Origin of the sequence: Psychrobacter sp. SHUES1, from assembly GCF_001652315.1 — a bacterium.
Taxonomy (GTDB): Bacteria; Pseudomonadota; Gammaproteobacteria; order Pseudomonadales; family Moraxellaceae; genus Psychrobacter; species Psychrobacter faecalis.
The window spans coordinates 1-22,415 of sequence record NZ_LXWA01000115.1 but is presented as its reverse complement, the minus strand read 5'-3'; the positions used below and the strand labels follow the sequence as shown (position 1 = coordinate 22,415).

General features: G+C 44.9%; 18 protein-coding genes. 7 read left to right on the top strand and 11 right to left on the bottom strand.

The features are described from left to right. Window positions 1–8 precede the first annotated feature (8 nt). The 7 genes from A7325_RS13090 to A7325_RS13060 all read right to left on the bottom strand — a co-directional run bounded on the left by A7325_RS13090 (window position 9) and on the right by A7325_RS13060 (window position 11,113). Entirely contained in the window at window positions 9–1,658 is a 1,650-nt protein-coding gene (locus A7325_RS13090) for a BCCT family transporter (protein WP_068408842.1), read from the bottom strand. A 132-nt stretch (window positions 1,659–1,790) separates the two neighbouring features. Next, a complete protein-coding gene (locus tag A7325_RS13085) occupies window positions 1,791–3,041 on the bottom strand; it encodes a PQQ-dependent sugar dehydrogenase (RefSeq protein WP_068408840.1) in 1,251 nt (416 codons plus the stop codon). A gap of 178 nt (window positions 3,042–3,219) precedes the next feature. Beyond that, window positions 3,220–5,817 carry an ATP-dependent chaperone ClpB gene (gene clpB / locus A7325_RS13080; RefSeq protein ID WP_068408838.1) on the bottom strand — a complete coding sequence of 866 codons (2,598 nt, stop codon included), beginning with the start codon at window positions 5,815–5,817 and terminating at the stop codon, window positions 3,220–3,222. Between the two features lie 437 nt (window positions 5,818–6,254). After that, on the bottom strand, window positions 6,255–6,845 hold the full coding sequence (locus tag A7325_RS13075) for a L,D-transpeptidase family protein (RefSeq protein ID WP_068408836.1): 591 nt from the start codon (window positions 6,843–6,845) through the stop codon (window positions 6,255–6,257). A gap of 315 nt (window positions 6,846–7,160) precedes the next feature. Continuing rightward, window positions 7,161–7,952, bottom strand: a complete 792-nt coding sequence (locus tag A7325_RS13070) for an SDR family NAD(P)-dependent oxidoreductase (protein WP_068408835.1) — start codon at window positions 7,950–7,952, stop codon at window positions 7,161–7,163. Window positions 7,953–8,038: 86 nt separating this feature from the next. Continuing rightward, window positions 8,039–9,763: an AMP-binding protein gene (locus tag A7325_RS13065; RefSeq protein ID WP_068408833.1), complete on the bottom strand. Its 1,725-nt coding sequence runs from the start codon at window positions 9,761–9,763 to the stop codon at window positions 8,039–8,041. Between the two features lie 216 nt (window positions 9,764–9,979). After that, window positions 9,980–11,113 (bottom strand): DNA topoisomerase IB, encoded by a 1,134-nt coding sequence (locus A7325_RS13060; RefSeq protein WP_068408832.1) that lies wholly within the window; start codon window positions 11,111–11,113, stop codon window positions 9,980–9,982. Window positions 11,114–11,303: 190 nt separating this feature from the next. On the opposite strand from A7325_RS13060, the gene A7325_RS13055 reads away from it, so the two are divergent. Continuing rightward, window positions 11,304–11,759, top strand: a complete 456-nt coding sequence (locus tag A7325_RS13055) for a GNAT family N-acetyltransferase (RefSeq protein WP_228706574.1) — start codon at window positions 11,304–11,306, stop codon at window positions 11,757–11,759. A gap of 91 nt (window positions 11,760–11,850) precedes the next feature. On the opposite strand, the gene A7325_RS13050 is transcribed toward A7325_RS13055, so the two are convergent. From A7325_RS13050 to A7325_RS13040, 3 genes are all read right to left on the bottom strand, one after another. Continuing rightward, window positions 11,851–12,135, bottom strand: coding sequence for a pyrimidine/purine nucleoside phosphorylase (locus tag A7325_RS13050; RefSeq protein ID WP_068408828.1), 285 nt, complete (start codon window positions 12,133–12,135; stop codon window positions 11,851–11,853). A 212-nt stretch (window positions 12,136–12,347) separates the two neighbouring features. Continuing rightward, window positions 12,348–13,443, bottom strand: a protein-coding gene (gene prfB / locus A7325_RS13045) for a peptide chain release factor 2 (RefSeq protein WP_156508563.1) whose coding sequence is annotated in 2 segments (ribosomal slippage) — window positions 12,348–13,370 and window positions 13,372–13,443 — 1,095 coding nt in all. Because the reading frame shifts where the segments join, the coding sequence is not laid out codon by codon here. 105 nt (window positions 13,444–13,548) lie between these two features. Beyond that, window positions 13,549–14,262, bottom strand: a complete 714-nt coding sequence (locus tag A7325_RS13040) for an HAD family hydrolase (RefSeq protein ID WP_068408826.1) — start codon at window positions 14,260–14,262, stop codon at window positions 13,549–13,551. A 195-nt stretch (window positions 14,263–14,457) separates the two neighbouring features. Between A7325_RS13040 and A7325_RS13035 the strand changes: the two genes are divergently transcribed. Continuing rightward, window positions 14,458–14,904, top strand: coding sequence for a hypothetical protein (locus tag A7325_RS13035; RefSeq protein ID WP_068408823.1), 447 nt, complete (start codon window positions 14,458–14,460; stop codon window positions 14,902–14,904). 19 nt (window positions 14,905–14,923) lie between these two features. Here A7325_RS13035 and A7325_RS13030 read toward each other — a convergent pair whose 3' ends face one another. After that, on the bottom strand, window positions 14,924–15,460 hold the full coding sequence (locus A7325_RS13030; protein WP_068408821.1) for a gamma carbonic anhydrase family protein: 537 nt from the start codon (window positions 15,458–15,460) through the stop codon (window positions 14,924–14,926). Between the two features lie 199 nt (window positions 15,461–15,659). On the opposite strand from A7325_RS13030, the gene A7325_RS13025 reads away from it, so the two are divergent. The 5 genes from A7325_RS13025 to A7325_RS13635 form a co-directional block, all read left to right on the top strand. Beyond that, window positions 15,660–16,235: a phosphatase PAP2 family protein gene (locus tag A7325_RS13025; protein WP_068408820.1), complete on the top strand. Its 576-nt coding sequence runs from the start codon at window positions 15,660–15,662 to the stop codon at window positions 16,233–16,235. Between the two features lie 330 nt (window positions 16,236–16,565). Then, window positions 16,566–17,798, top strand: a complete 1,233-nt coding sequence (gene carA / locus A7325_RS13020; RefSeq protein ID WP_068408818.1) for a glutamine-hydrolyzing carbamoyl-phosphate synthase small subunit — start codon at window positions 16,566–16,568, stop codon at window positions 17,796–17,798. A gap of 137 nt (window positions 17,799–17,935) precedes the next feature. Next, complete coding sequence (carB, locus tag A7325_RS13015) at window positions 17,936–21,190, top strand: carbamoyl-phosphate synthase large subunit (RefSeq protein WP_068408816.1); 3,255 nt, start codon at window positions 17,936–17,938, stop codon at window positions 21,188–21,190. A gap of 369 nt (window positions 21,191–21,559) precedes the next feature. Next, entirely contained in the window at window positions 21,560–22,036 is a 477-nt protein-coding gene (gene greA, locus A7325_RS13010; RefSeq protein ID WP_068408815.1) for a transcription elongation factor GreA, read from the top strand. Window positions 22,037–22,161: 125 nt separating this feature from the next. Then, window positions 22,162–22,415 (top strand): helix-turn-helix domain-containing protein (locus tag A7325_RS13635; RefSeq protein ID WP_156508490.1); only part of this gene is annotated, 254 nt, incomplete at its 3' end.

Genomic DNA, 22,415 nt, shown 5'->3' with positions numbered 1-22,415 from the left:
CAGCTTAATTAATCACCTTTAACAATTTTAGGCGGACCTTTTAATAAGTCCTCATCGACAAACTCACTGGCCGAATTATGGTCAGCTGACTCATCGGTAATATAACGCTGCTGATTGCGATATAAGATAAGTCGGTCGCGGCTCATACCGCGCAGTAACGCATACATCATCACAAAGATGACCAACGCAAAAGGTAGACCTGCCACAATAGCCGCCGCTTGCAGGGCATCTAAACCGCCCGCTGCCAATAATATGGCGGCAATCAAACCTTGCATCAGCGCCCAAAACAAACGCTGGATTTTGGGTGGATTGGTATCACCGCCCGCCGTCAGCATATCGATGACAAAACTGGCCGAGTCTGATGAGGTGACAAACCAAAGGACAATCATTACCACGATTAATAAGGTAATCGGTTTGGTCAATGGATAATATTCAACCAGCTTAAAGATGGCACTACCGTAATCGGCTTGCACTGCCGCGACCAATCCTGGGCTAACCACCTCAGGATTCATGCCTGCGAGCAGCTCCATCTGTATCGCCACACCGCCAAAAGTCGTAAACCAAAAAAACAAAATCGTCATCGGTATCAGCAGCACGCCAAATACAAACTCACGAATGGTACGTCCACGGCTGATACGCGCAATAAAGACACCGACAAATGGCGACCAGCTGACCCACCATGCCCAATAAAATATCGTCCAAGCTTTTTGCCAATCGGTATTACTATAGGCTTCGCTCCACGTCGACAACGTGACAATGTTTGCCAAATAATTACCCACGTTTTCTATAAAACTGTCAAAGATAAATAGCGTAGGACCTAAAATCACCATAAACGCCAATAAAATACCGGTCAGCCCCATATTGATATCACTAAGACGTTTGATACCTTTATCAAGACCAAGCATCAGCGAGCCACAAGCCAATGACGTCACAAAAGCAATGATAATAAACTGTATCGTCAAAGTAGAGGGAATACCAAATAATCCCTCAAGGCCCGCGTTAATTTGCATAACGCCAAGACCTAAAGAGGTCACCACCCCAAACATCGTCCCGAATACGGCTAAGACATCGACCGTATGCCCCCATTTACCATAAATCCTTTGTCCAAGAATAGGATAAAGGGTTGAGCGTATCGATAACGGCAAACCACGCCGAAAATGAAAGTACGCAAGCGACAGCGCAACGATGGTATAAATCGCCCATGCATGCAGCCCCCAATGTAAAAACGACAGATTCATCGCTTGTTTTGCCGACTCTAAGGTTTCTGCCTCACCAAGCGGCGGCGCCATAAAGTGATATAAAGGCTCAGCCGTCCCCCAATACACCAGTCCAATCCCGATGCCCGCCGAAAAAAGCATCGCAATCCATGAAAATAAGCTGTATTGCGGTCGCTCCGTCTGTTTGCCTAGACGTATATCACCGTAGCGACTGGCAGTCAGATAAATACAGAATACCAACGCCATATTAAACAAGATGATAAACAACCAGCGGAATTTTTCGGCGATAAAAGCCTGTAAGAAGCTAAAAAGTGCTGCTGCCGTTTCAGAAAATAACGAACCAAAAATAATAAAACCGACGATTAAGACACTTGAGGTAATAAACACCGGTTTATTTACCTTTGGAAATGGCCCAAGTTTACTTACTTTTACTTCGTTCATTCGCTAAACCCTTAAATTTAAGAAAGGCTACCTTAACAAACTGCGCCCTAATTATCAATTTACTACAAGATAAGGGCGACTAGACTCTTTTATTAGTAATACGACTCGCAGTCTAACTAGTTATTTAAATGGCTATCGAGGTAGCAATTGCAGCAGCCTACCTTTATCGCCATCTTCTAATAACCACACTTGCCCATCGACAGTTAAAACACTACGAATTCGTTCATCCATATCATAGCGGTAGCGTTCGGCAGCGTCGTTATTGTCAGCAAACTTAACGACGATTAGCGCTTTTGAGGACAAACCACTAATCAGCGCATTACCTTGCCACGCTGGGAAATCATTATATTTTCCAACCTGATAAATGCTCATCGACGAAGGCGATATCACCGGCGTCCACGATATTTTTGGCGCGACGAAATCAGGGCGCGTATCATGATCAGGGATATCCGTCCCGGAATAATTGCGTCCGTTCGAGACCACGGGCCAGCCGTAATTATTGCCTTTTTCTATCAGATTAAATTCGTCACCACCGCGCGGCCCCATTTCATGCGCCCACAACCTACCTTTATCATCGAACGCCATACCAAGTATGTTACGATGACCAATCGTCCAAAATTGGGTAGCAATATCGCTGCCATTTTGCGCAAATGGATTATCGGCTGGCACTGAACCATCAGGATGTAATCTGATAATTTTACCCAAATTCACACTCATATCTTGTGCTGGTGTTTTTTCTTGACGCTCGCCTGAGCTGATATATAAATACTGTCCGTCAGGTGAAAAAAGCAAGCGATGGCTATAATGTCCTTGTCCTTTTAGTTTCGGGGTTTGCTCCCAGATGGGCGTTATGGCTTGCAAGCGTGGCGCGTCAGTATCTAAGCCCATTAACGTCGCTTTGATAACTTTTGCCCCAAATTTATTACTATCTGCGCCCTTGCCTGCTTCGACATAGCTGATATAGATATTATTAGAAGTAGCAAAATCTGGCGCAAGAATGATATCGCCAAGTCCGCCCTGCCCGCCATACGCTACTTTTGGCACACCATTAACGCTTGTCTTGACACCTGTTGCCGTATCAACAATCAAAAGCTCGCCTGCTTTTTGGGTCACCAACAGTTTGGGTGGCTGACTATGAATGCGAGGTAATGCGGTCATTGCCCAAGGCTCGTCAAAGCTAGCAACCGTCTTGGTTGTAAAGGTAGGTTTTTCAGTATTGGCTAGGGACTCTTCGACAGAGGCTTGTCCTTCTTTATACTCGGTCAAATCTTTATTGGTATTGACGGCGGCAGGATTGGAGCATGCAGAAGCACTAAACAGCAGTGACGTCATGACTAATGATAATAGTAATGGCGTATTTGTTGATTTTTCATAGGTTATCATCCTGATTTATCTCCTTAGTTTTGCCGTCTTTTTATGTGCCTTATCGTTATTTATACCACAATCAAAGCGCGCAAACGGTAAATAATATTGGCACAAAAAAACCCCTTACCTGCCTATATAAGATATAGATAAGTAAAGGGTTTTTAGGTTTATACCATTCAGCAAATGATATTTAACCTTAGCTCATTCTAAGCTTATCAAACGTTAGCTTATCATCAGCGCCGACATCGATTTTGATAATATCGCCTGGGACGAAATCACCGGCCAACAGTTTCAATGATAATGGGTTTTCGATCTCTTGCTGAATAGCACGTTTGAGTGGACGCGCACCATACACAGGATCGTAACCAATAGCGACTAGTTTGTTCATCGCATCGGCTGACAGCTCGATATCCATCTCACGCTCTTGGAGACGCTGACGTAGACGCTGCAACTGAATGTCAGCAATACCAGCCATCTGCGACATGCCAAGCGGATGGAATACCACAATCTCATCGATACGGTTGACAAACTCTGGGCGGAAATGCTGTCCGACCGAATCCATCACCTCAGACTTGATGTCTTCATAGCTCTCGCCGACCATCTCTTGGATTTTGTGTGAGCCTAAGTTACTGGTCATCACAATCACCGTGTTTTTGAAGTCGACCACGCGACCCTGTGAGTCCGTTAAGCGACCATCGTCCAATACTTGTAGCAAGATATTAAACACATCAGGATGCGCTTTTTCGACCTCATCAAACAGTATCACGCTATAAGGCTTACGGCGTACCGCTTCGGTCAAGGTGCCGCCTTCTTCATAACCGACATAGCCTGGAGGCGCGCCCACTAAGCGGCTGACGCTGTGTTTCTCCATATACTCACTCATGTCGATACGGATGATGGCATCCTCACTATCAAACAAGAAGTTGGCCAGTGATTTGGTCAGCTCAGTTTTACCAACCCCCGTAGGCCCTAAAAATAAGAACGAACCCAATGGGCGGTTGGGATCAGATAACCCAGCTCGGCTACGACGCACAGCGTTGGCGACTGCTTTGACCGCTTCATCTTGACCGATGACGCGCTCATGCAGCTTCTCTTCCATAGCCAACATCTTGTCACGCTCGCCTTGCAGCATTTTGCTGACAGGAATTCCCGTCGCGGCTGCCACCACCTCTGCGATCTCGTTGTCCGTGACTTTATTACGCAGCAGTTTGGCACCGCCATTATCACCTGCCAGCTCTTTTTGCTCGGCCAAATCAGACTCTGTGATACGGCGCTCAAGCTGTGGAATCGTCTCGTACTGCAGCTTACTCATGGTCTCGTAGTCACCTTCGCGGCTGGCTTTGTCATAAGCGATACGCGCTTTGTCCAGCTCGTCTTTTAGCTGCTGACTGCCTTTAACCAGCGCTTTTTCCGCTTGCCAAATCTCATTGAGATCGGCGTACTCTTTTTCTAGCTCTTCAATTTGTGCATCGAGCACTTTACGCTCTGCTTGTGCGCCGGCATCTTCTTCGTTTTTGAGTACTTCGCGCTGCATTTTTAGCTGAATCAAACGGCTATCGAGCTTACCAAGCGCTTCAGGCTTGCTGTCCATCTCCATGCGCAGGCGACTTGCCGCTTCATCGATTAAATCAATCGCCTTATCTGGCAATTTGCGATCGGTAATATAACGATGGCTCATGCGCGCTGCGGCAATAATCGCGCTGTCTTGAATATCGACACCGTGATGCAGCTCATAACGCTCTTTTAGACCACGCAAAATCGCAATGGTGTCTTCAACCGTTGGCTCATCAACCAATACTTTTTGGAAGCGGCGCTCAAGCGCGGCATCTTTTTCGATATATTGGCGGTACTCATCTAGCGTCGTTGCGCCCACACAGTGTAGCTCACCACGTGCTAGCGCTGGTTTTAGCATATTACCAGCATCCATCGCACCATCGGCTTTGCCAGCACCTACCAAAGTATGCAACTCATCGATAAATAGAATGACATTGCCTTCTTGCTTTGACAAGTCACTGAGTACCGCTTTGAGTCGCTCTTCAAACTCACCACGGAATTTTGCACCCGCAATCAATGAGCCTAGATCTAACGACAGCACTTCTTTGCGGCGTAGTCCCTCTGGTACATCACCATTGATGATTTTTTGTGCTAGGCCTTCGACGATGGCTGTCTTACCGACACCCGGTTCACCGATGAGCACGGGGTTGTTTTTGGTGCGGCGCGAGAGCACCTGAATGGTACGGCGAATCTCTTCATCGCGACCAATCACAGGGTCAAGCTTACCAAGTTCCGCCTGTTCAGTTAAGTTAATCGTATATTTATTCAGCGCATCACGCTGATCTTCAGCATTTTGATTATTCACGGTTTCATCACCTCGCAGTTGCTCAATGACCGCTTTTAGTTTACTTGCCGTCACCCCAGCACTTTCAAATATCTTTTTGGTGTCGCCTTGCTCAGCAAGTGCCAACATCACCCATTCAGTCGCGATAAAATCATCGCCTTCTTTTTGTGCTTGACGGTCTGCCAAGTTCAAAATTTTAACCGAATTCGGGTTTAAATTAACGTCACCTGTTGGCTCACTAATCGTTGCTTGATTGTCGAGCGCCTTTGCCACGCCATTTTTTAGCGCAGGAATAGACGCGCCTGCTTGTTGGCAGATAGATAAATTAGACTCATCCTGTAGCAATACTGCAAGCAGATGCACGGGATCAATACCTGTATGGTCACGTCCCAATGCTAGGCTCTGTGCTTCTTGAATGGCTGATTGCAATTTCTGGGTAAATTTTTCGAACCTCATAATTGTGTCCTTTTATAATTAGTATTATCAGTCAGTGAATGCAACATAAAATACCGAACGCGCAGCGTTTAAAACATAGCGCTTATCGTCAATTTTATCGTGTCTCAATCACCGTTAGTTGTTATATATATATAGGGTATAACATACAAGATTTCAACCTACTTATGCAATTTGTCAATCAATATCTATGACTTATTAGTAAATACTGAAAAATAGTAAGATTTTATATAGGTAAAAACCTTACCCATAGCAATGATATTATCACAAACTATCAATAGGCACACTAAGAGAATATTTCAAGAGAATAAATAAAAAAAACAACTAAAAGAGAGGCTTGCTCAACAATGAAAGGCAAGCAAGAGACAGCTATAGCAAAGATTTTAATGCGCTGTAACTGCTAGAAATTTACTACACGATAGCCAGCATTAACATAACGCTCATTCTACAATTTCTATCGATGTACCAACCTTAACTGCCGCCATAATCTCATCCATCTCATTATCAGTGACGGCAATGCAACCATCGGTCCAATCACGTTGTTGGCTAATCCATGCTAGATGACCGAAGCCGTTCATCTGCCCATGAATCATAATATCGCCACCAGGATGGACGCCGCGTGATCGTGCCCGAGCTTTGTCCGCAGCATTGGGGTAGCTTATATGGATGGAGCGATGGGCAATAGAGTTCTCATTCTTATAATCTAAGATGTACGCCCCCACGGGTGTGCGCTCATCGCCTTGCTGCTGTTTATGACCAACCGGACTATCCCCTAGCGCAATACGATAGGACTTAATGACTTTATCACCGCTCAATAGCTGCAAAATACGATCGGATTTATCGACAAAAACTTTATCGATAACCACCGTGCTGGAAATAGGCTGACCATTATTGCCTGTACTTTTTGCATCCGAGGAGGCTGTTTTGACATACCCTATCGCACTGGTGCTCATAATAGTGGTCAGTCCCAGTCCTATCACGACAAACAATCGACGCGGCTTTTTACTAAAATGTAGAGAAAGAAATGACATAGGCTTTAATAACTCCGTTTAGCGTTAGAAAGTGAAATGGCAACATACCACGCTATTAACTTACCAAAGCACTATGCCAGTTTTTGTGAAAATTTCATGGATAACATTAGGGCGTGTCCTCAATTCAATCGTTTACTTTCTAAATGGCCTAAAAATAGCTAAGTTTTGCCAAACATCGTCAAATAGCTTATTAATATCTCGATATTATTTGCGCTACTTTCCTTGTTTGACAGCAATTTACCTCATTTTTATCACTATTTTCAAAATGAGGACACGCCCTAGGATCTTTTGAACATAAAAATTGCGTTAATACCATTACACCATACGAATCGCGCCATCTAAGCGAATGACTTCTCCATTGAGATAGGCATTATCAATGATATGCATGACCAACTTGGCAAACTCATTGGGATTGCCCAGACGCTTAGGATAAGGTACGCCCGCCTCTAGTTGCTCGCGCGCTTTTTCAGGAATGGTCTCCATCATCGGTGTGGCAAAGACGCCCGGCGCGATAGTCATCACGCGAATACCATGACGTGCCAGCTCACGTGCTAGCGGTAAAGTGAGACCGACGACACCTGCTTTTGACGATGAATAGCTCGCTTGCCCGACTTGCCCATCAAAAGCTGCGATAGAAGCCGTATTAATAATGACGCCATTATCAGCGTTCTTCTCTACGGAGCTGTCTGCGGTATTGGCATTTGCTACACGCTTTGCAATACTGGCTGCGACCAGACGCGCGACATTAAAAGAACCGACAAGATTAATATTGACGCCGCGACTAAAAGCATCGAGATCTGCTGGGTTGTTATCACGGTCCAGCAGCTTTTGCACCACAGCGATACCTGCACAGTTAATAGAACCTTGCAGACCGCCAAATTCTTTTTCCGCCACTTCAACAGCCGCTTGCACCTCATCGCCACTGGTCACATCACAACGTGCAAAGCGTACATTATCACCCAGCTCATTAACCAAAGCTTGCCCAGTTGACTCGTTCAAATCAGCAATGACGACCTTGCCGCCTTGACTCACGATAGCGCGAACCACTGACTCACCTAAACCTGACGCACCGCCTGTGACCAAAAAGCTGTGTTGTTCAATTTGCATAACAATTCCTTTAATGGATGTTTTATTACTATTCTTATAGGCTAACTATTTTATTATTTTCAAATAATATGAATGCTTCGACTCATTTATGCCGCAGACAAACTACGCAACAAGAAACGCTGGATTTTACCGCTTGGCGTTTTTGGTAGCTCCGACACAAATTCAACCTCACGCGGGTAAGCATGCGTCGATAGACGTTTACGTACCAAGTCTTGAATCTCTTTAGCAATCTCATCCGTCCCTTCGATGCCATCTTTTAGCACCACATAAGACTTAATCGTATGACCGCGCACCTCATCTGGTATGCCAACTGCTGCGGATTCTGCCACTGCCTCATGCTCAAGCACGGTATTCTCCACATCTGTCGGCCCTACGCGGTAACCTGCTGTAATGATAATGTCATCATCACGCCCAGAAAACCAATAGCTACCATCGCTATGGCGCTCGACCACATCGCCAGTCAAATAGTAATCATCCACAAAGGCGTCTTTTTCATTCCAGCTATAACCGCGGAAATAAAACGCAGGCGATTGGCTAACCACTACGGCAAGCTGTCCTTGTTCACCATCAGGCAATACTTGCATGTCATCACCTAATACGACGAGTGTGTGACCCGGTAGCGCCATGCCCATCGAACCAGTAGGACATTCATGTGCTAATGCATGGTGCGCACAGCAGGTCATGCCCGTCTCTGTTTGACCATATTGGTCCTTTACTTGGCAGTTTAAATAGGTTTCAACCCAATTAACCACTTCGGTATTTAAAGTTTCGCCTGCTGAATTGGCACAGCGCAGTGCTAAACGGGCGCTAGCATCGTCATGTGATTTCTCAAACACACCGCTAGATTTCATCATCCGAAACGCCGTTGGCGAAGAAGCTAAATTGGTAATTTTATGGCGAACCATAAAGTCAAGAGTATTAGCCGCATCAAAGCCCGCCTCGTTAAAGTAAGTCGTGACGCCCATCAGTAAAGGTCCCGTAATCGCGTAATATAGCCCATACGCCCAGCCGGGATCGGCCATATTCCAGTAGTTATCATCGGCGCGCAAGTCAATCGCATAGCGCATATACAGATAAAAAGCAGATAACGCTGATAACGGCACACTGACGCCCTTTGATTTACCGACCGTACCTGAGGTAAACATTTGCAAAAACGGCGCATCTTCATCTAACAAAACAGCCTCTAGCGTTTGCGGCTGGGTCGCCATCATCTGAGCATAATTATCATCAGACCATTTGCTTTCATTATCAGCTTGCGCATTATTCTTACTGCCAACCATGACCATTTTGGTTTGCTCGGCTAAGTCTTCAAATTTACTACGATTATCAATATTGGTAAAAACCACTTTGGTATTGGCTTTATCCATGCGGTATTTAATCGAATCATAGCCAAAAGCGGTAAATAGGGGTTGATAGACTGCGCCAATCCGCCAAGTCGCTAGTACAATGGTGAGCAGCTCAGGGGTACGCGGTAGCATGGTCGCTACTTGGTCGCCAACTTGTACGCCGTAGGATGTTAATAAATTGGCCACTTGCGCACTGGCTTTATCAAGCTCAGCAAAAGTCATGCGCGTCACATTGCCAGCGGTATCTTCATGCACTAATGCTAGATTATCGCCGCGTCCATCACGCACATGACGACCGCAGCAGGCCATATAAGCATTTAAACGGTCATCTAAATGCTCGCCATAGATTTCTGCCAATAACGCATTCATATCAAAATTATGATAGTAATCGTTGTAGCTCGTTGGTGTGTGGGTAGTATCTTTAGTAGAGTTTGCGGACGAATGATTGGAAGATGTGGTGTTCATAAGCTAATCCTTTAGCAATAGAGAGTCGCTGACGATAGACGATAGACGATATCAGCACTTTATTAGAAGTCAAACAGTCCTATCCTAGTCACTATTTGCTCTTATGGTTCGCGCATATTAAAATGCGTATACTCTATTAGTAACGCATTTTTATATTTATATCAATACATAACGTATCATTTTCAGAAATTAATACGAGTTTTGCTAAAAATAAGTTTATTGAATAGCATTTAAAAAGCCTAGCAGCGCTTTCTCTTCACAGCTTTGATATTGTTTGGTACGGCCACGGCGTGCTTGTTTATAACACTCAAAAAACTGCCCTGCTAAAAAGCGCTCGATAATAACCGGATTGATATAAGATGCTCGGCAAACAGCAGGCGTATTGCCAAGCTCTTCTGCCACCACTTTAACCATATCAACGACCAGCTGCTGGCGCTCATTACTATTAGGCTCACTGGCTAATATTTCTCTGCCCTCGACAGTCTGCAGCTCGTCGTACAAATAACTGGCCGCAAGGACGCTTGCCATCCAAGTACGAAAATCCTTGGCGCTATATACATTGCTGCTGTATGTCTTGCCCTCACTATGATGACCGCCAGTATGCGACCGTATATAGTCATTGATATCGCTACTATCGACGACTTGCTTATCACCATTATCATCCAAATATTTAAAAATCTGATAACCAGGAAGCTCAGAGCAGGCTTGTACAATCTCAATTAAACGCTCGTCTTGCAGTTCAATATGATGCTCTTTAGCGCTTTTACCCACAAAATCAAACGCCAAGCCATTATCCGTTTCGCTGACGTGCTTGCTGCGTAACGTACTGAGGCCATAGCTTTTATTGAGCTTGGCATAGCGGCTATTACCGATACGAATTAAGGTGGTTTCCAGCAATTTAACCACGGCGGCAAGTACATTGGCGCGTGATAGTGGCGCTGCTTCCAAGTCTTTTTCGACTTGCGCTCGCAGGTTTGGCAACGTTTCAGCAAAGCCTATCATCGCTGCAAACTTAGCATTGTCTCGCACGCGATTCCATTCGGGATGATATAGGTACTGCTTGCGCGCTTTATCATCGCGGCCTGTCGATTGCAGATGACCTTTATCATCTTGGCATATCCAAACCTCTGACCACATCGGTGGTATCACCAGCGCATCAAAACGCTGGCGTAACGCTTTATTTTTGACCGTTTTGCCGGTGGCGTCTTTATAAGTAAAGCCGCGGCCCCAACGCCTACGCGTAAACCCCGGCTCATCGTCGCTGACGTAGCGTAAGTTGGCCAAGCGCGCCAAATGTTCATAATCATGGCGCACATCTTGCATGGTTGTTTGGTCATCTAGCTTCGCCATAAAAAATACTCAATTAGTCAAATAGTCGTTTTAGGATAATGAATTGCGGCTATTTTTGCTGTTTGTTTGCCACAAGCAAAGTGTAATCGATGTGTAAAACACCGCTTTGAAAGGTTCTAAACGATGAGATTTTAAGCCATAATTCGCTGAACCCCACAACTTAAGTCAAATAAATATAATGACAAATACTTTGATAAAAATAGCCTCATTATTTATAGCTCCATTGTCTAAAGCGGATTACGACGCTTGGTTAAAATTGTGGCAAAATTATTTAACCTTTTATGAAACTCGCCTACCGCCAAGTACTACAGAAAAGACATGGCGCAACCTGCTTGATGACGATATGCCGATTTATGGTTTTGGCGCATGGCAGAACGACATACTAGTAGGTATCACGCATGTGGTGCTACATCCAAATACTTGGAATACGACAGAATGCTGTTACTTAGAAGATTTATACGTTAGTGAGGCGGTTCGCGGGCAAGGCGTTGGACGCGCACTGATCGAACAGGTGTATGAATTTGCCAATAACAAAAACTGCAACCGTGTTTATTGGACGACGCAAGAAGGCAATGCGACGGCGCGCAAACTCTATGATGTAATCGCTATTAAAACTGATATGGTGCAATATCGCAAAGATTTATGACTTAAACTTATCTAAAAACACAGCCATAAAAAAAACGCCAAGTGTTAAACGCTTGGCGTTTTTTTACGACACAAATCTAAACTAAAAACGATTATTTACCATAAGTACATAAATAAGCACTTTCAACGTCTACTTTTACTTGAAACTTCTGATTGGCTTCAACGGTAAATTGCTCGCCAGCCTTAAAGGTTTGCCACTCATCGCTTTCTGGCAATTTAACCGTCAATGCCCCACTGACTACGCTCATGGTTTCAAATTCGCTAGTACCAAACTCATACTCACCAATTTCCATCACGCCGACGGTAGCTGGCAGGGTTGCCGTTTGAAAGGCAATAGAAGTCACTTTATTATCAAAATAGTTATTAACGCTTGGCATAATTTTCCTTAAGTCGTTTCGTTTAAAGTCTGATTAGTGATTAAATAGCAGCAATAGCCTATCTATAACAGCATAGCAATTTAATAAAGAACACTCGGCTCTGTTGTTCGTAAACTCTCAAAGTCACTCGTTTATTTTTATTAAATCGCCTTTATAATAGGCTATTGCTGTTCCTTTTATGTATAGCAGTCGATAGTACGTATAGACTAAATTTACAGTCCAGCTTTTAAGCTTGCTACAATAAATTGATCGAGGTCGCCATCTAATACCACGCCAGTATTAAAGGTTTCAACACCAGTACGCAAGTCTTTGATACGCGAGTCATCGAGTACATAAGAGCGGATTTGACTGCCCCAACCGACATCAGATTTATTATCCTCAACCGCTTGCTGACTCTCCATGCGCTTTTGCATCTCAAGCTCATACAACTTGGCGCGGAGCATTTTCATCGCCGTCGCTCTGTTTCCATGTTGGCTACGCTCGTTTTGGCACGTGACCACCACGCCAGTTGGCTCGTGGGTAATACGCACCGCAGAATCAGTAGTGTTGACGTGCTGACCACCCGCGCCCGATGAGCGATAGGTATCGATACGCAGATCGGCCGGATTAATATCAATCTCGACGTTGTCGTCAATCTCAGGCGAAACAAAAACAGCGGCAAATGACGTATGACGGCCATTGTTGCTATCAAATGGTGACTTACGCACTAGGCGATGCACACCAATCTCGGTACGCAGCCAGCCAAACGCATAGTCGCCTTTGATCTCGATCGTCGCTGATTTAATCCCAGCGACACTACCAGACGACACTTCGATGACATCGACCTTAAAGCCATGTGACTCCGCCCAGCGCGTATACATCCGCAGCAGCATCTCAGCCCAGTCTTGTGCTTCGGTGCCGCCACTACCCGACTGAATGTCTAAGTAGCAGTTGTTTGGGTCCATCTCGCCGCTAAACATACGGCGAAACTCCAAGTCCGCCACACGCGTCTCGGCACTATCTAGCTCGCTTTGCACGTCCGCCAGCAGTGACTCGTCCTCTGCCTCGACCGCCAGCTCGAGCATGGCAGAGGCATCTGCCAAGGTAGTCTCAAGCGATATCACCACGTCGATGACACCATCAAGCTGACTTTTTTCTTTATTAATCTTGGTCGCGCGCTCAGGATCGTTCCATAGCTCGGGATTTTCTAATTCCAAATTGATTTCTTCTAGGCGCTCTTGCTTACCATCGAAGTCAAAGATACCTCCGAAGATCCTGTCCTCGCTCAGATAAGTCTTTGATTTTTTCTTGATACGGATTGATTTCCATAAATAGTCCTGTTTTTTTGCTAAAAAATAAAGGTCGCACTCGGGCGCTATTTTAAATGAGATTTCGGTTACATAATGGATTAATTGTGCGCTGACTGGTAGCGGCTCATTGACCAGCCTCAATCGACCAATCTTCGACCGCCCAACGATGCGTCAGCGCATGAGCATGCAGCGCGTCATCAGGAGACACGCAGACTGCGACGTCCGCCCATTCTAGCAGCGGGATGTCATTTTTAGAATCTGAATACGCATAAGTTTTTTCAAAGCGAACGCCAGCGAGCTGCTGCTTATTTAGCCACTTATCGAGATGATAAATCTTACCTTCTTTAAAGTTTGGCTTGTCGGTGAGCTTGCCGGTATAGCGGGCGTCCTTTATCTCAAGCGGCGTCGATAATACATTGCCAGCCTCAACCCCAAAACGCTTTGCGATGGCAGACACCACAAAATCATTGGTCGCGGAGATTATCACCACATCATGCCCTTTTTCCACATGCTGACAGAGCACCTCCATCGCTTTTGGGCGGATGTGCGGCTCGATCTCAGACTTGATATAGTCTTCGCGTAACGCGTGTAGCCTCTCCATCGGTAAGCTGCTCAAAAACTGGGCGACAAACTCATTGTACTCAGTGGCATCGAGCGTGCCTTCGATATAGTCCTGATAAAACTTTTGATTGGCGGTGCGATATTCTGCTTCGTCAACCAGATTATGCTTAACGATATACTCGCCCCATAGGTAATCGCTATCGACATCGAGTAACGTATGGTCTAAATCAAAGAGTGCCAACTCTTTCGGAGCCTGTCCTGCTTGTGTTGCCTGCATAATGGAGCCTTGTTTTTATTAATTAAAGGAATGATTTTTTGACTATAAAATATGTTAGAAAAATATTGGATATAAAATGTGTTGCATCATGCGCTATAAGCCTACTGTTTACCAAACATAATTATGCTAACTTGTTTACTTTAATATCTCATTACCTTATCTTTAATCTGCTTGATAATAACAATAGAGAACTGTATGAAAGCGCCTGATGATAAAACTACTTTGTCCAACCGACCGCGACGTCCTGCCCGCTCCATCAGAGAAATCAGGCGACGGCAGTTAGGCAAAAGCTATCAATCGCCTTTAGAGCGTCTACTTTATGCGCTGTTAAACGCTCTGTTATATGGTTTTGGCGGCTTACTTATCGACCTTGCCATCGTTGTTATTCGCTCCATCGCCGGTATGGGCAATGGCGAGATATTCTGGCTATTCACGCCGTTTATGCTAGTTTTGGGGGCGTTAACGGGTTTTATCGTCGGTAAAAGCGCCGGCGCTGAAAGCGTCAATGCTTTAAATATCGATGATACGAGTAATAATCATTACCTTAATGACCATTCTATACGCCATGATATCTTCCGCGGACTGATTATCGGTATTATCATTTTTGCCGTTATTTGGCTTATCATGATGCTAATGGCATAAAATTCCGCTTTCTGATGCCTCAATCAGGCATCGCTATTTCTGTTAGGCCGGTTTTAAATTTCTGACAGCGCTCCGCATAATGCATAGCTGATAGCTTTAACATTGCCGCTTGCTCATCGCTTAAGGTTTTGACCACTTTTGCCGGCGCGCCCATCACCAGCGAATTATCCGGTATCTCTTTACCTTCAGTAACCAAAGCTTTGGCACCAATGATACAGTTTTTGCCGATCTTGGCATTATTTAACACCACCGCACCGATACCAATCAGGCTATTATCACCAACTTCGCAGCCATGCAACATCGCTAAATGGCCAATGGTGACGTAATCGCCGATTTTAACCTCAATACCAGCATCGGTATGAATGACGCTGTTTTCTTGTACATTACTATAATCGCCGATATGAATACGCTCGTTGTCACCGCGTATCACCGCCCCAAACCAGACGTTGGCTTGATGACCCAAATATACATCGCCTATCACCCGTGCGCTATCAGCTACCCAACCGTTAAATGGTACGGCAAACTCTGGCGTTTTTTCTAAATACTGATAAATCATCATCCATCCTTAGTCATTATTTTCATAAACGTTTATAAATAGTAAAAGTGTGGTAAAAAATGATAGCGTTATAGTCTTGTCTTAAATAAATATGGTGTAAAGCTTGTAAGTCATAAATAGCTGTAAAAGTTTATAAAAACTATTTTATAAAAACTTTATAGTATAATGCCGCCAATAAATCCTCTTTAGGCTCGCCGCCATGTTTATCAATAAAAGCAGTAAAAAGCACCCAACGACTATTCTATTATCGAGCGTCCTATTGACCAGTGGCGTTATCGTCACTCTCCCTGCTCACGCAGACAGTAGTACTACTAGTAAAGTGGGCGATGTGCTGAGCTTTGCTATCCCAGCTGCTGCTTACGGTAGCACTTATTATATGGATGATAAAGAGGGTCGTCAGCAATTTTACTATTCATTTGCCACCAATGTTGCTGCGACTTATGCGCTAAAAACAGTGATATATAAAGAAAGACCCGATGGTAGCGATGATGACTCCTTTCCTTCAGGCCATACATCAAGAGCGTTTCAGGGTGCCAGCTTTATCCATAAACGCTATGGCTTAGAATACAGTATTCCTGCTTATATTGGCGCAGGTTTCGTAGCTTATAGCCGTGTTGAAGCCGATGAGCATGATGTGGCCGACGTGGTGGCAGGAGCCGCTTTAGGGGTTGCCAGTAGTATGTATTTAACCAAAAGCTACTATGATGACCAATTGCATATCGCCACCAATTTAGCACCCGACTATTATGGGGTATCGGTGCATTATAATTTTTAATAGCACTTATTTATCCCATTTTAAAGCATTAAATACAGACATTAGAAATAACAGAAGAGATAAGATGCTAGCCCTTAACGCAAAACTCTAGTATAATGCGCAAAATCTGTGCCAAAGCGAGCGGACATGATGCAAGTTACTCATTCACCCTTAGTGAATCCTGTACCTTTTCATCTATGATGTCTTCTCGCTTTTTTGTGGAAAAAATTTGGCTTCAGCCCTTTTTTTATGTGTATTTAGCAGTATTTAAATGCCTCTAAAAAACCATTTTAGCGCAACATTTTGACCATAAAACATCACGGCACTCACCCATAACAGCGGAGGCAACCCTTGAATTCATCGGCAGAAATACAAGCAATTTTGGCACTAGCAGACGGTACTATTTTTCGCGGTTTGAGTATCGGTAGTCTTGGTCATCGTGTCGGTGAGGTGGTATTTAATACAGCCATGACAGGGTACCAAGAAATCCTAACTGACCCAAGTTACGCGCGCCAGCTAGTGACTCTCACCTATCCGCACATCGGCAATACCGGCACCAACGCTGAAGATGTCGAATCTGGTAATGGCCATCAAGTATGGGCTGAAGGGCTTATTATTCGTGACGCGACGATGGTCACTTCAAACTTCCGTAATTCTGAGTCATTGACAGATTATTTGCAGAACCATGATACGGTTGCCATTGCTGATATCGATACCCGCCAGTTGACGCGCTTATTACGTGATAAAGGTGCACAAAACGGTTGTATCATGACCGCTTCTAACGGCGCAACGATTAGCAGCGACGACGAAGCTCAAGCGATTAAATTGGCGCAAGAATTTGCTGGTATTGAAGGCATGGACTTGGCAAAAGAATGCTGTACGCCAACGACGTTTGAGTGGACAGCCGGTAGCTGGGATTTATCAGATACTCTGCTTAACCGTGATGTACCGGGTAGCCATGATAGCGGTACAGGCGGCTTCTTTAAACAGCTTGGCACCCACGTCGACTCAAAATACAACGTCGTCGCCTACGACTTCGGTAGCAAAACCAATATCCTACGTATGCTCGTAGACCGTGGTTGTCATGTAACTGTCGTACCCGCACAAACCCCTATCACAGACGTACTTGCAATGAATCCTGACGGTATCTTCTTATCAAATGGCCCTGGCGACCCAGCGGCTTGTGATTACGCTATCGATGCGGTCCGTCATATCATTGAAGAAACCGACATTCCAACCTTTGGTATCTGCTTAGGCCATCAGCTCATTGGCCTTGCCAGCGGTGCTAATACCATTAAAATGAAAACCGGTCATCACGGTGCCAACCATCCAGTACAAGACTTGGCCACTGGTACGGTGATGATTACCAGTCAAAACCATGGTTTTGCCGTTGATGAAGACACCCTGCCTAACAATGTTAAATCTACCCATCGCTCTTTATTTGACGGTACCAACCAAGGGATTGAGCTGACCAATAAGCCGGTCTTTAGCTTCCAAGGTCACCCAGAAGCCAGCCCTGGCCCACATGATGCTGCGCCACTGTTTGATAAGTTTGCGGAGATGATGGAAAAGGCTAAAGCATAAAATAAATATTCTTTTACAGCTTAGATCATGCTCGATGATTTAAGCTGACCCACACAAAACACAATAGTATTTTTTAAATACTGTTTTATCCAAATATAAATCAATTAAAACATCATATAACGAAGGTAGCCCTAACTATGCCAAAACGTACCGACATAAAAAGCATTCTTATCATTGGCGCAGGCCCTATCGTCATCGGCCAAGCATGTGAGTTTGACTACTCAGGCGCGCAGGCGTGTAAAGCGCTAAAAGAAGAAGGCTATCGCGTTATTCTGGTCAATTCAAACCCTGCAACCATCATGACTGACCCTGTCATGGCTGATGCGACGTACATCGAGCCGATCACGTGGCAGACCGTTGAGCAAATCATTGCTAAAGAGCGTCCCGATGCGATTCTACCAACGATGGGCGGACAAACAGCGCTAAACTGTGCTTTAGACTTAGACAAGCACGGCGTCCTGACCAAATATAATTGTGAGCTAATTGGGGCGACTAAAGACTCAATCGAAATGGCAGAAGATCGCAACTTATTTGATAAAGCCATGAAGCGTATCGGTCTTGAATGCCCGCGCGCTGAAACCGCTGAGACCATGGAAGAAGCCTTTGCCACCCAAGAAAAAATGGGCTATCCGTGTATCATTCGCCCGTCATTTACCATGGGCGGTTCAGGCGGCGGCATCGCTTATAACCGTGACGAGTTTATCGAGATTTGTGAGCGCGGCTTTGACTTATCACCGAACCATCAATTGCTTATTGATGAGTCATTAATCGGTTGGAAAGAGTACGAGATGGAAGTGGTTCGTGACAAAAACGACAACTGCATCATCATTTGTGCGATTGAGAACTTTGACCCAATGGGCGTGCATACGGGCGACTCAATTACGGTTGCCCCAGCGCAAACGTTAACCGATAAAGAATACCAAATCATGCGTAATGCTTCATTGGCAGTACTGCGTGAGATTGGTGTAGAAACAGGCGGCTCAAACGTACAGTTCGGTATCAACCCAGATACGGGTCGTATGGTCGTCATCGAGATGAATCCACGCGTTTCTCGTTCATCAGCATTGGCATCAAAAGCAACCGGCTTCCCGATTGCCAAAATCGCGGCTAAACTAGCGATTGGTTATACCCTAGATGAATTGCAAAACGACATTACGGGCGGCAAAACCCCAGCGAGCTTTGAGCCAGCACTTGATTATGTGGTCACCAAAATACCTCGCTTTAACTTTGAAAAATTCCCACAAGCCGACAGCGTGTTATCAACACAGATGAAATCGGTTGGTGAAGTGATGGCAATCGGTCGCAACTTCCAAGAATCGATGCAAAAAGCACTGCGCGGCATGGAAACCGGCAATGATGGTTTTGATGAGCAAATCGACTTAGCAAAAGTCAGTATTGAGAAAGCCCGTAACGAGATTAACAATCGCTTAACCATTCCAACGCCTGAACGCATTTATTATCTTGCCGATGCTTTCCGTATCGGCATGAGTGTCGATGAAGTGTTTAATTTAACCAAAATCGATCCATGGTTCTTGGTACAAATTGAAGACATCGTCAAAACCGAAGCACAAGTTAAAGCCCTAGGCTTTGGCGGTTTAACTGAGCAAAATCTGCGTAGCTTTAAGCGTAAAGGCTTGTCAGATTTGCGTTTGGCAAAATTGCTTGGCGTCTCACAAAAGCAGCTACGCAAAAAGCGTTGGGATTTAAACGTTTATCCAGTATATAAACGCGTCGATACCTGTGCAGCAGAATTTGCCACCAGCACCGCTTATATGTACTCAACGTACGACAGCGAATGTGAGGCCAATCCAACGGATAACAAGAAAATCATGGTTATCGGTGGCGGCCCAAACCGTATCGGTCAAGGTATCGAGTTTGACTATTGCTGTGTCCACGCAGCCCTTGCGATGCGCGAAGACGGCTACGAAACCATCATGGTTAACTGTAACCCAGAAACGGTTTCAACCGATTATGACACCTCAGACCGTCTGTATTTTGAGCCAATCACCTTAGAAGATGTGTTAGAAATCGTGCGTATCGAAAATCCAGACGGCGTGATTGTGCAATTTGGCGGTCAAACGCCATTGAAACTGGCGCGTGCGCTTGAAGCTGCTGGCGTCAAAATCATCGGTACCAGTCCTGATGCGATCGACCGCGCTGAAGACCGCGAACGCTTTCAGCATATGATTCAGCAATTGAACCTTGTGCAACCAACCAATGCGTTAGCGACAAGCTTAGAAGATGGTTTGGTCAAAGCCAAAGACGTTGGTTATCCGCTAGTAGTACGCCCATCTTATGTACTTGGTGGTCGCGCGATGGAAATCGTTTATAACGAAGATGAGTTAAGACATTACTTGCGCACCGCGGTACAAGCATCGAATGAAGCGCCTGTACTCCTTGACCGCTTCTTAGATGATGCCATCGAAGTCGATGTTGACTGTGTTTGCGACGGTACTGATGTGGTGATCGGCGGTATCATGCAGCATATCGAACAAGCTGGCGTGCACTCTGGCGACTCGGCCTGCTCATTGCCGCCTTACTCATTATCAGATGAGCTTTGCGATGTGATGCGCGCGCAAACCGTTGCGATGGCAAAAGAGCTTGGCGTCGTCGGTTTGATGAACGTTCAGTTCGCGGTAAAAGGCGAAACGGTTTACATTCTAGAGGTGAACCCACGTGCCGCCCGTACCGTACCTTTCGTATCTAAATGTATCGGTACGTCATTAGCACAAGTCGCGGCGCGTTGTATGGCGGGCACCTCGTTAAAAGATCAAGGCTTTACTACTGAAATCGTCCCGTCATTTTATGCGGTCAAAGAAGCGGTATTCCCATTTGCTAAATTCCCGGGTGTTGACCCAATCTTGAGCCCTGAGATGAAATCAACCGGTGAAGTCATGGGCGTTGGTAAAACCTTTGGCGAAGCATTCTACAAAGCGGTTATCGGTAGTAATGAGCGCCTGCCAGGTCTACCTACCAAAGGCGAAACCAAAACCGTCTTTATCTCCGTTCGTGATAGCGATAAAGAACAAGTCACCCCTATCGCCCGTCAGCTTCTTGATTTTGGCTTCAACATCGTTGCCACTACTGGTACGCAAAAAGTACTGGCGGAAAACGGTCTTGAATGTAAACAAATTAACAAAGTCACCGAAGGTCGCCCGCATATCGTCGATGCCTTGAAAAATGGCAAAATCGACCTTATTATCAATACTACTGAAGGCAAACAAGCGCAAGAGGATTCATTCTCTATCCGCCGCAGTGCCCTACAAGGTAAAGTATTTTATGTCACGACATTAGGCGCGGCAGATGCGGTTTGTAAATCTTACGCGATTGACCTACCGTTTGATGTGTATAAGCTACAAGATTTGCATGAACAAGCAAAGACTATCGCTTAGCACTATTGACTTGATGGTATAATTTCAGTAGATTAAGCATCATAGCGACGCTTATTTAAAAGCGTTGGCAAAAATTATGTCTGGTTTTTATACGACTATAGTACTTAAAAAAATTGTACTTTAGAAAAATAAATTTTTTAAAAGATAAACCTAAAAAGCATAGTGGCTGAACTGCGACTATGCTTTTTATTACGTAAGGTTAAGGCGTCTTTTCGGTAAGTGTATCCGTGCTGATAGTTAATCGCTAAGTGTGCAGTTACTTAGGACGCAGCCTCAACCTCATTCTTTTTATATTACATACTCATTGCAACAACACTGACACCATCTCATCATGAAATGGTGCCCGTGTTATTGGTTTAAGGAAAAAACATGCAACGTTATCCCATGACTCCACAAGGACATGCGGCGCTAGAAGCCGAACTAAAACAGTTAAAAAGTGTCGACCGTCCACGTATTACAGCGGCTATCGCTGAGGCGCGCGAACATGGCGACTTAAAAGAAAACGCTGAATATCATGCCGCTCGCGAACAACAAGGTTTTTGCGAAGCGCGTATCCGTGATATCGAAGCCAAGCTTGGCGCTGCACAGGTCATCGACCCTACTACGCTACCAAATGATGGCCGAGTGGTATTTGGCGTGAGTGTGGTCATCGAAAATATGGATACCGAAGAAGAAAAACAATACAAAATCGTCGGTGATGACGAAGCTGACTTTAAAGCTGGCAAAATCTCAGTCAACTCCCCAATTGCGCGTGGTTTGATTGGCAAATCTGAAGGCGACGAAGCCCGTATCGAAACGCCAAAAGGCATAGTCGAATATGAAATCATGAAAGTGATTTACGATTAATATTGGTTATTTTGTAGATAAATAGATCACCTTAAAAAAGCTTTTGATAACAAAAGCTTTTTTTGTAGATAGGTATAGTTAATTAGATATAATACCAAACCCAAGATATATAGTATAATCCACTTATGACTATACCAATACATAACCTAGAAGACCATGACTTTGGCAAACACTCAAAGACTGAGCGCAATCCCAGAGCCCGACTACGCCTGCTCATCTTATACCAATATAGTATAGGCAAAGCCACTAATGATATTGCCAAAGACCTCTGCATACATCCTGAAACTGCCAGACGGACATTGAAGCGATATTATGAACGAGGACTTGAAAGTCTCTACGATCGTCATCGTCGAGGTCGTCACAGCAAATTGGCAGAAGC

Bases quoted from the DNA above. Each gene is read 5' to 3' on its own strand.
- A7325_RS13090 (WP_068408842.1), bottom strand. From the start codon at position 1,658: ATGAACGAAGTAAAAGTAAGTAAACTTGGGCCATTTCCAAAGGTAAAT.
- A7325_RS13085 (WP_068408840.1), bottom strand. From the start codon at position 3,041: ATGATAACCTATGAAAAATCAACAAATACGCCATTACTATTATCATTA.
- clpB (WP_068408838.1), bottom strand. From the start codon at position 5,817: ATGAGGTTCGAAAAATTTACCCAGAAATTGCAATCAGCCATTCAAGAA.
- A7325_RS13075 (WP_068408836.1), bottom strand. From the start codon at position 6,845: ATGTCATTTCTTTCTCTACATTTTAGTAAAAAGCCGCGTCGATTGTTT.
- A7325_RS13070 (WP_068408835.1), bottom strand. From the start codon at position 7,952: ATGCAAATTGAACAACACAGCTTTTTGGTCACAGGCGGTGCGTCAGGT.
- A7325_RS13065 (WP_068408833.1), bottom strand. From the start codon at position 9,763: ATGAACACCACATCTTCCAATCATTCGTCCGCAAACTCTACTAAAGAT.
- A7325_RS13060 (WP_068408832.1), bottom strand. From the start codon at position 11,113: ATGGCGAAGCTAGATGACCAAACAACCATGCAAGATGTGCGCCATGAT.
- A7325_RS13050 (WP_068408828.1), bottom strand. From the start codon at position 12,135: ATGCCAAGCGTTAATAACTATTTTGATAATAAAGTGACTTCTATTGCC.
- A7325_RS13040 (WP_068408826.1), bottom strand. From the start codon at position 14,262: ATGCAGGCAACACAAGCAGGACAGGCTCCGAAAGAGTTGGCACTCTTT.
- A7325_RS13035 (WP_068408823.1), top strand. From the start codon at position 14,458: ATGAAAGCGCCTGATGATAAAACTACTTTGTCCAACCGACCGCGACGT.
- A7325_RS13030 (WP_068408821.1), bottom strand. From the start codon at position 15,460: ATGATTTATCAGTATTTAGAAAAAACGCCAGAGTTTGCCGTACCATTT.
- A7325_RS13025 (WP_068408820.1), top strand. From the start codon at position 15,660: ATGTTTATCAATAAAAGCAGTAAAAAGCACCCAACGACTATTCTATTA.
- carB (WP_068408816.1), top strand. From the start codon at position 17,936: ATGCCAAAACGTACCGACATAAAAAGCATTCTTATCATTGGCGCAGGC.
- greA (WP_068408815.1), top strand. From the start codon at position 21,560: ATGCAACGTTATCCCATGACTCCACAAGGACATGCGGCGCTAGAAGCC.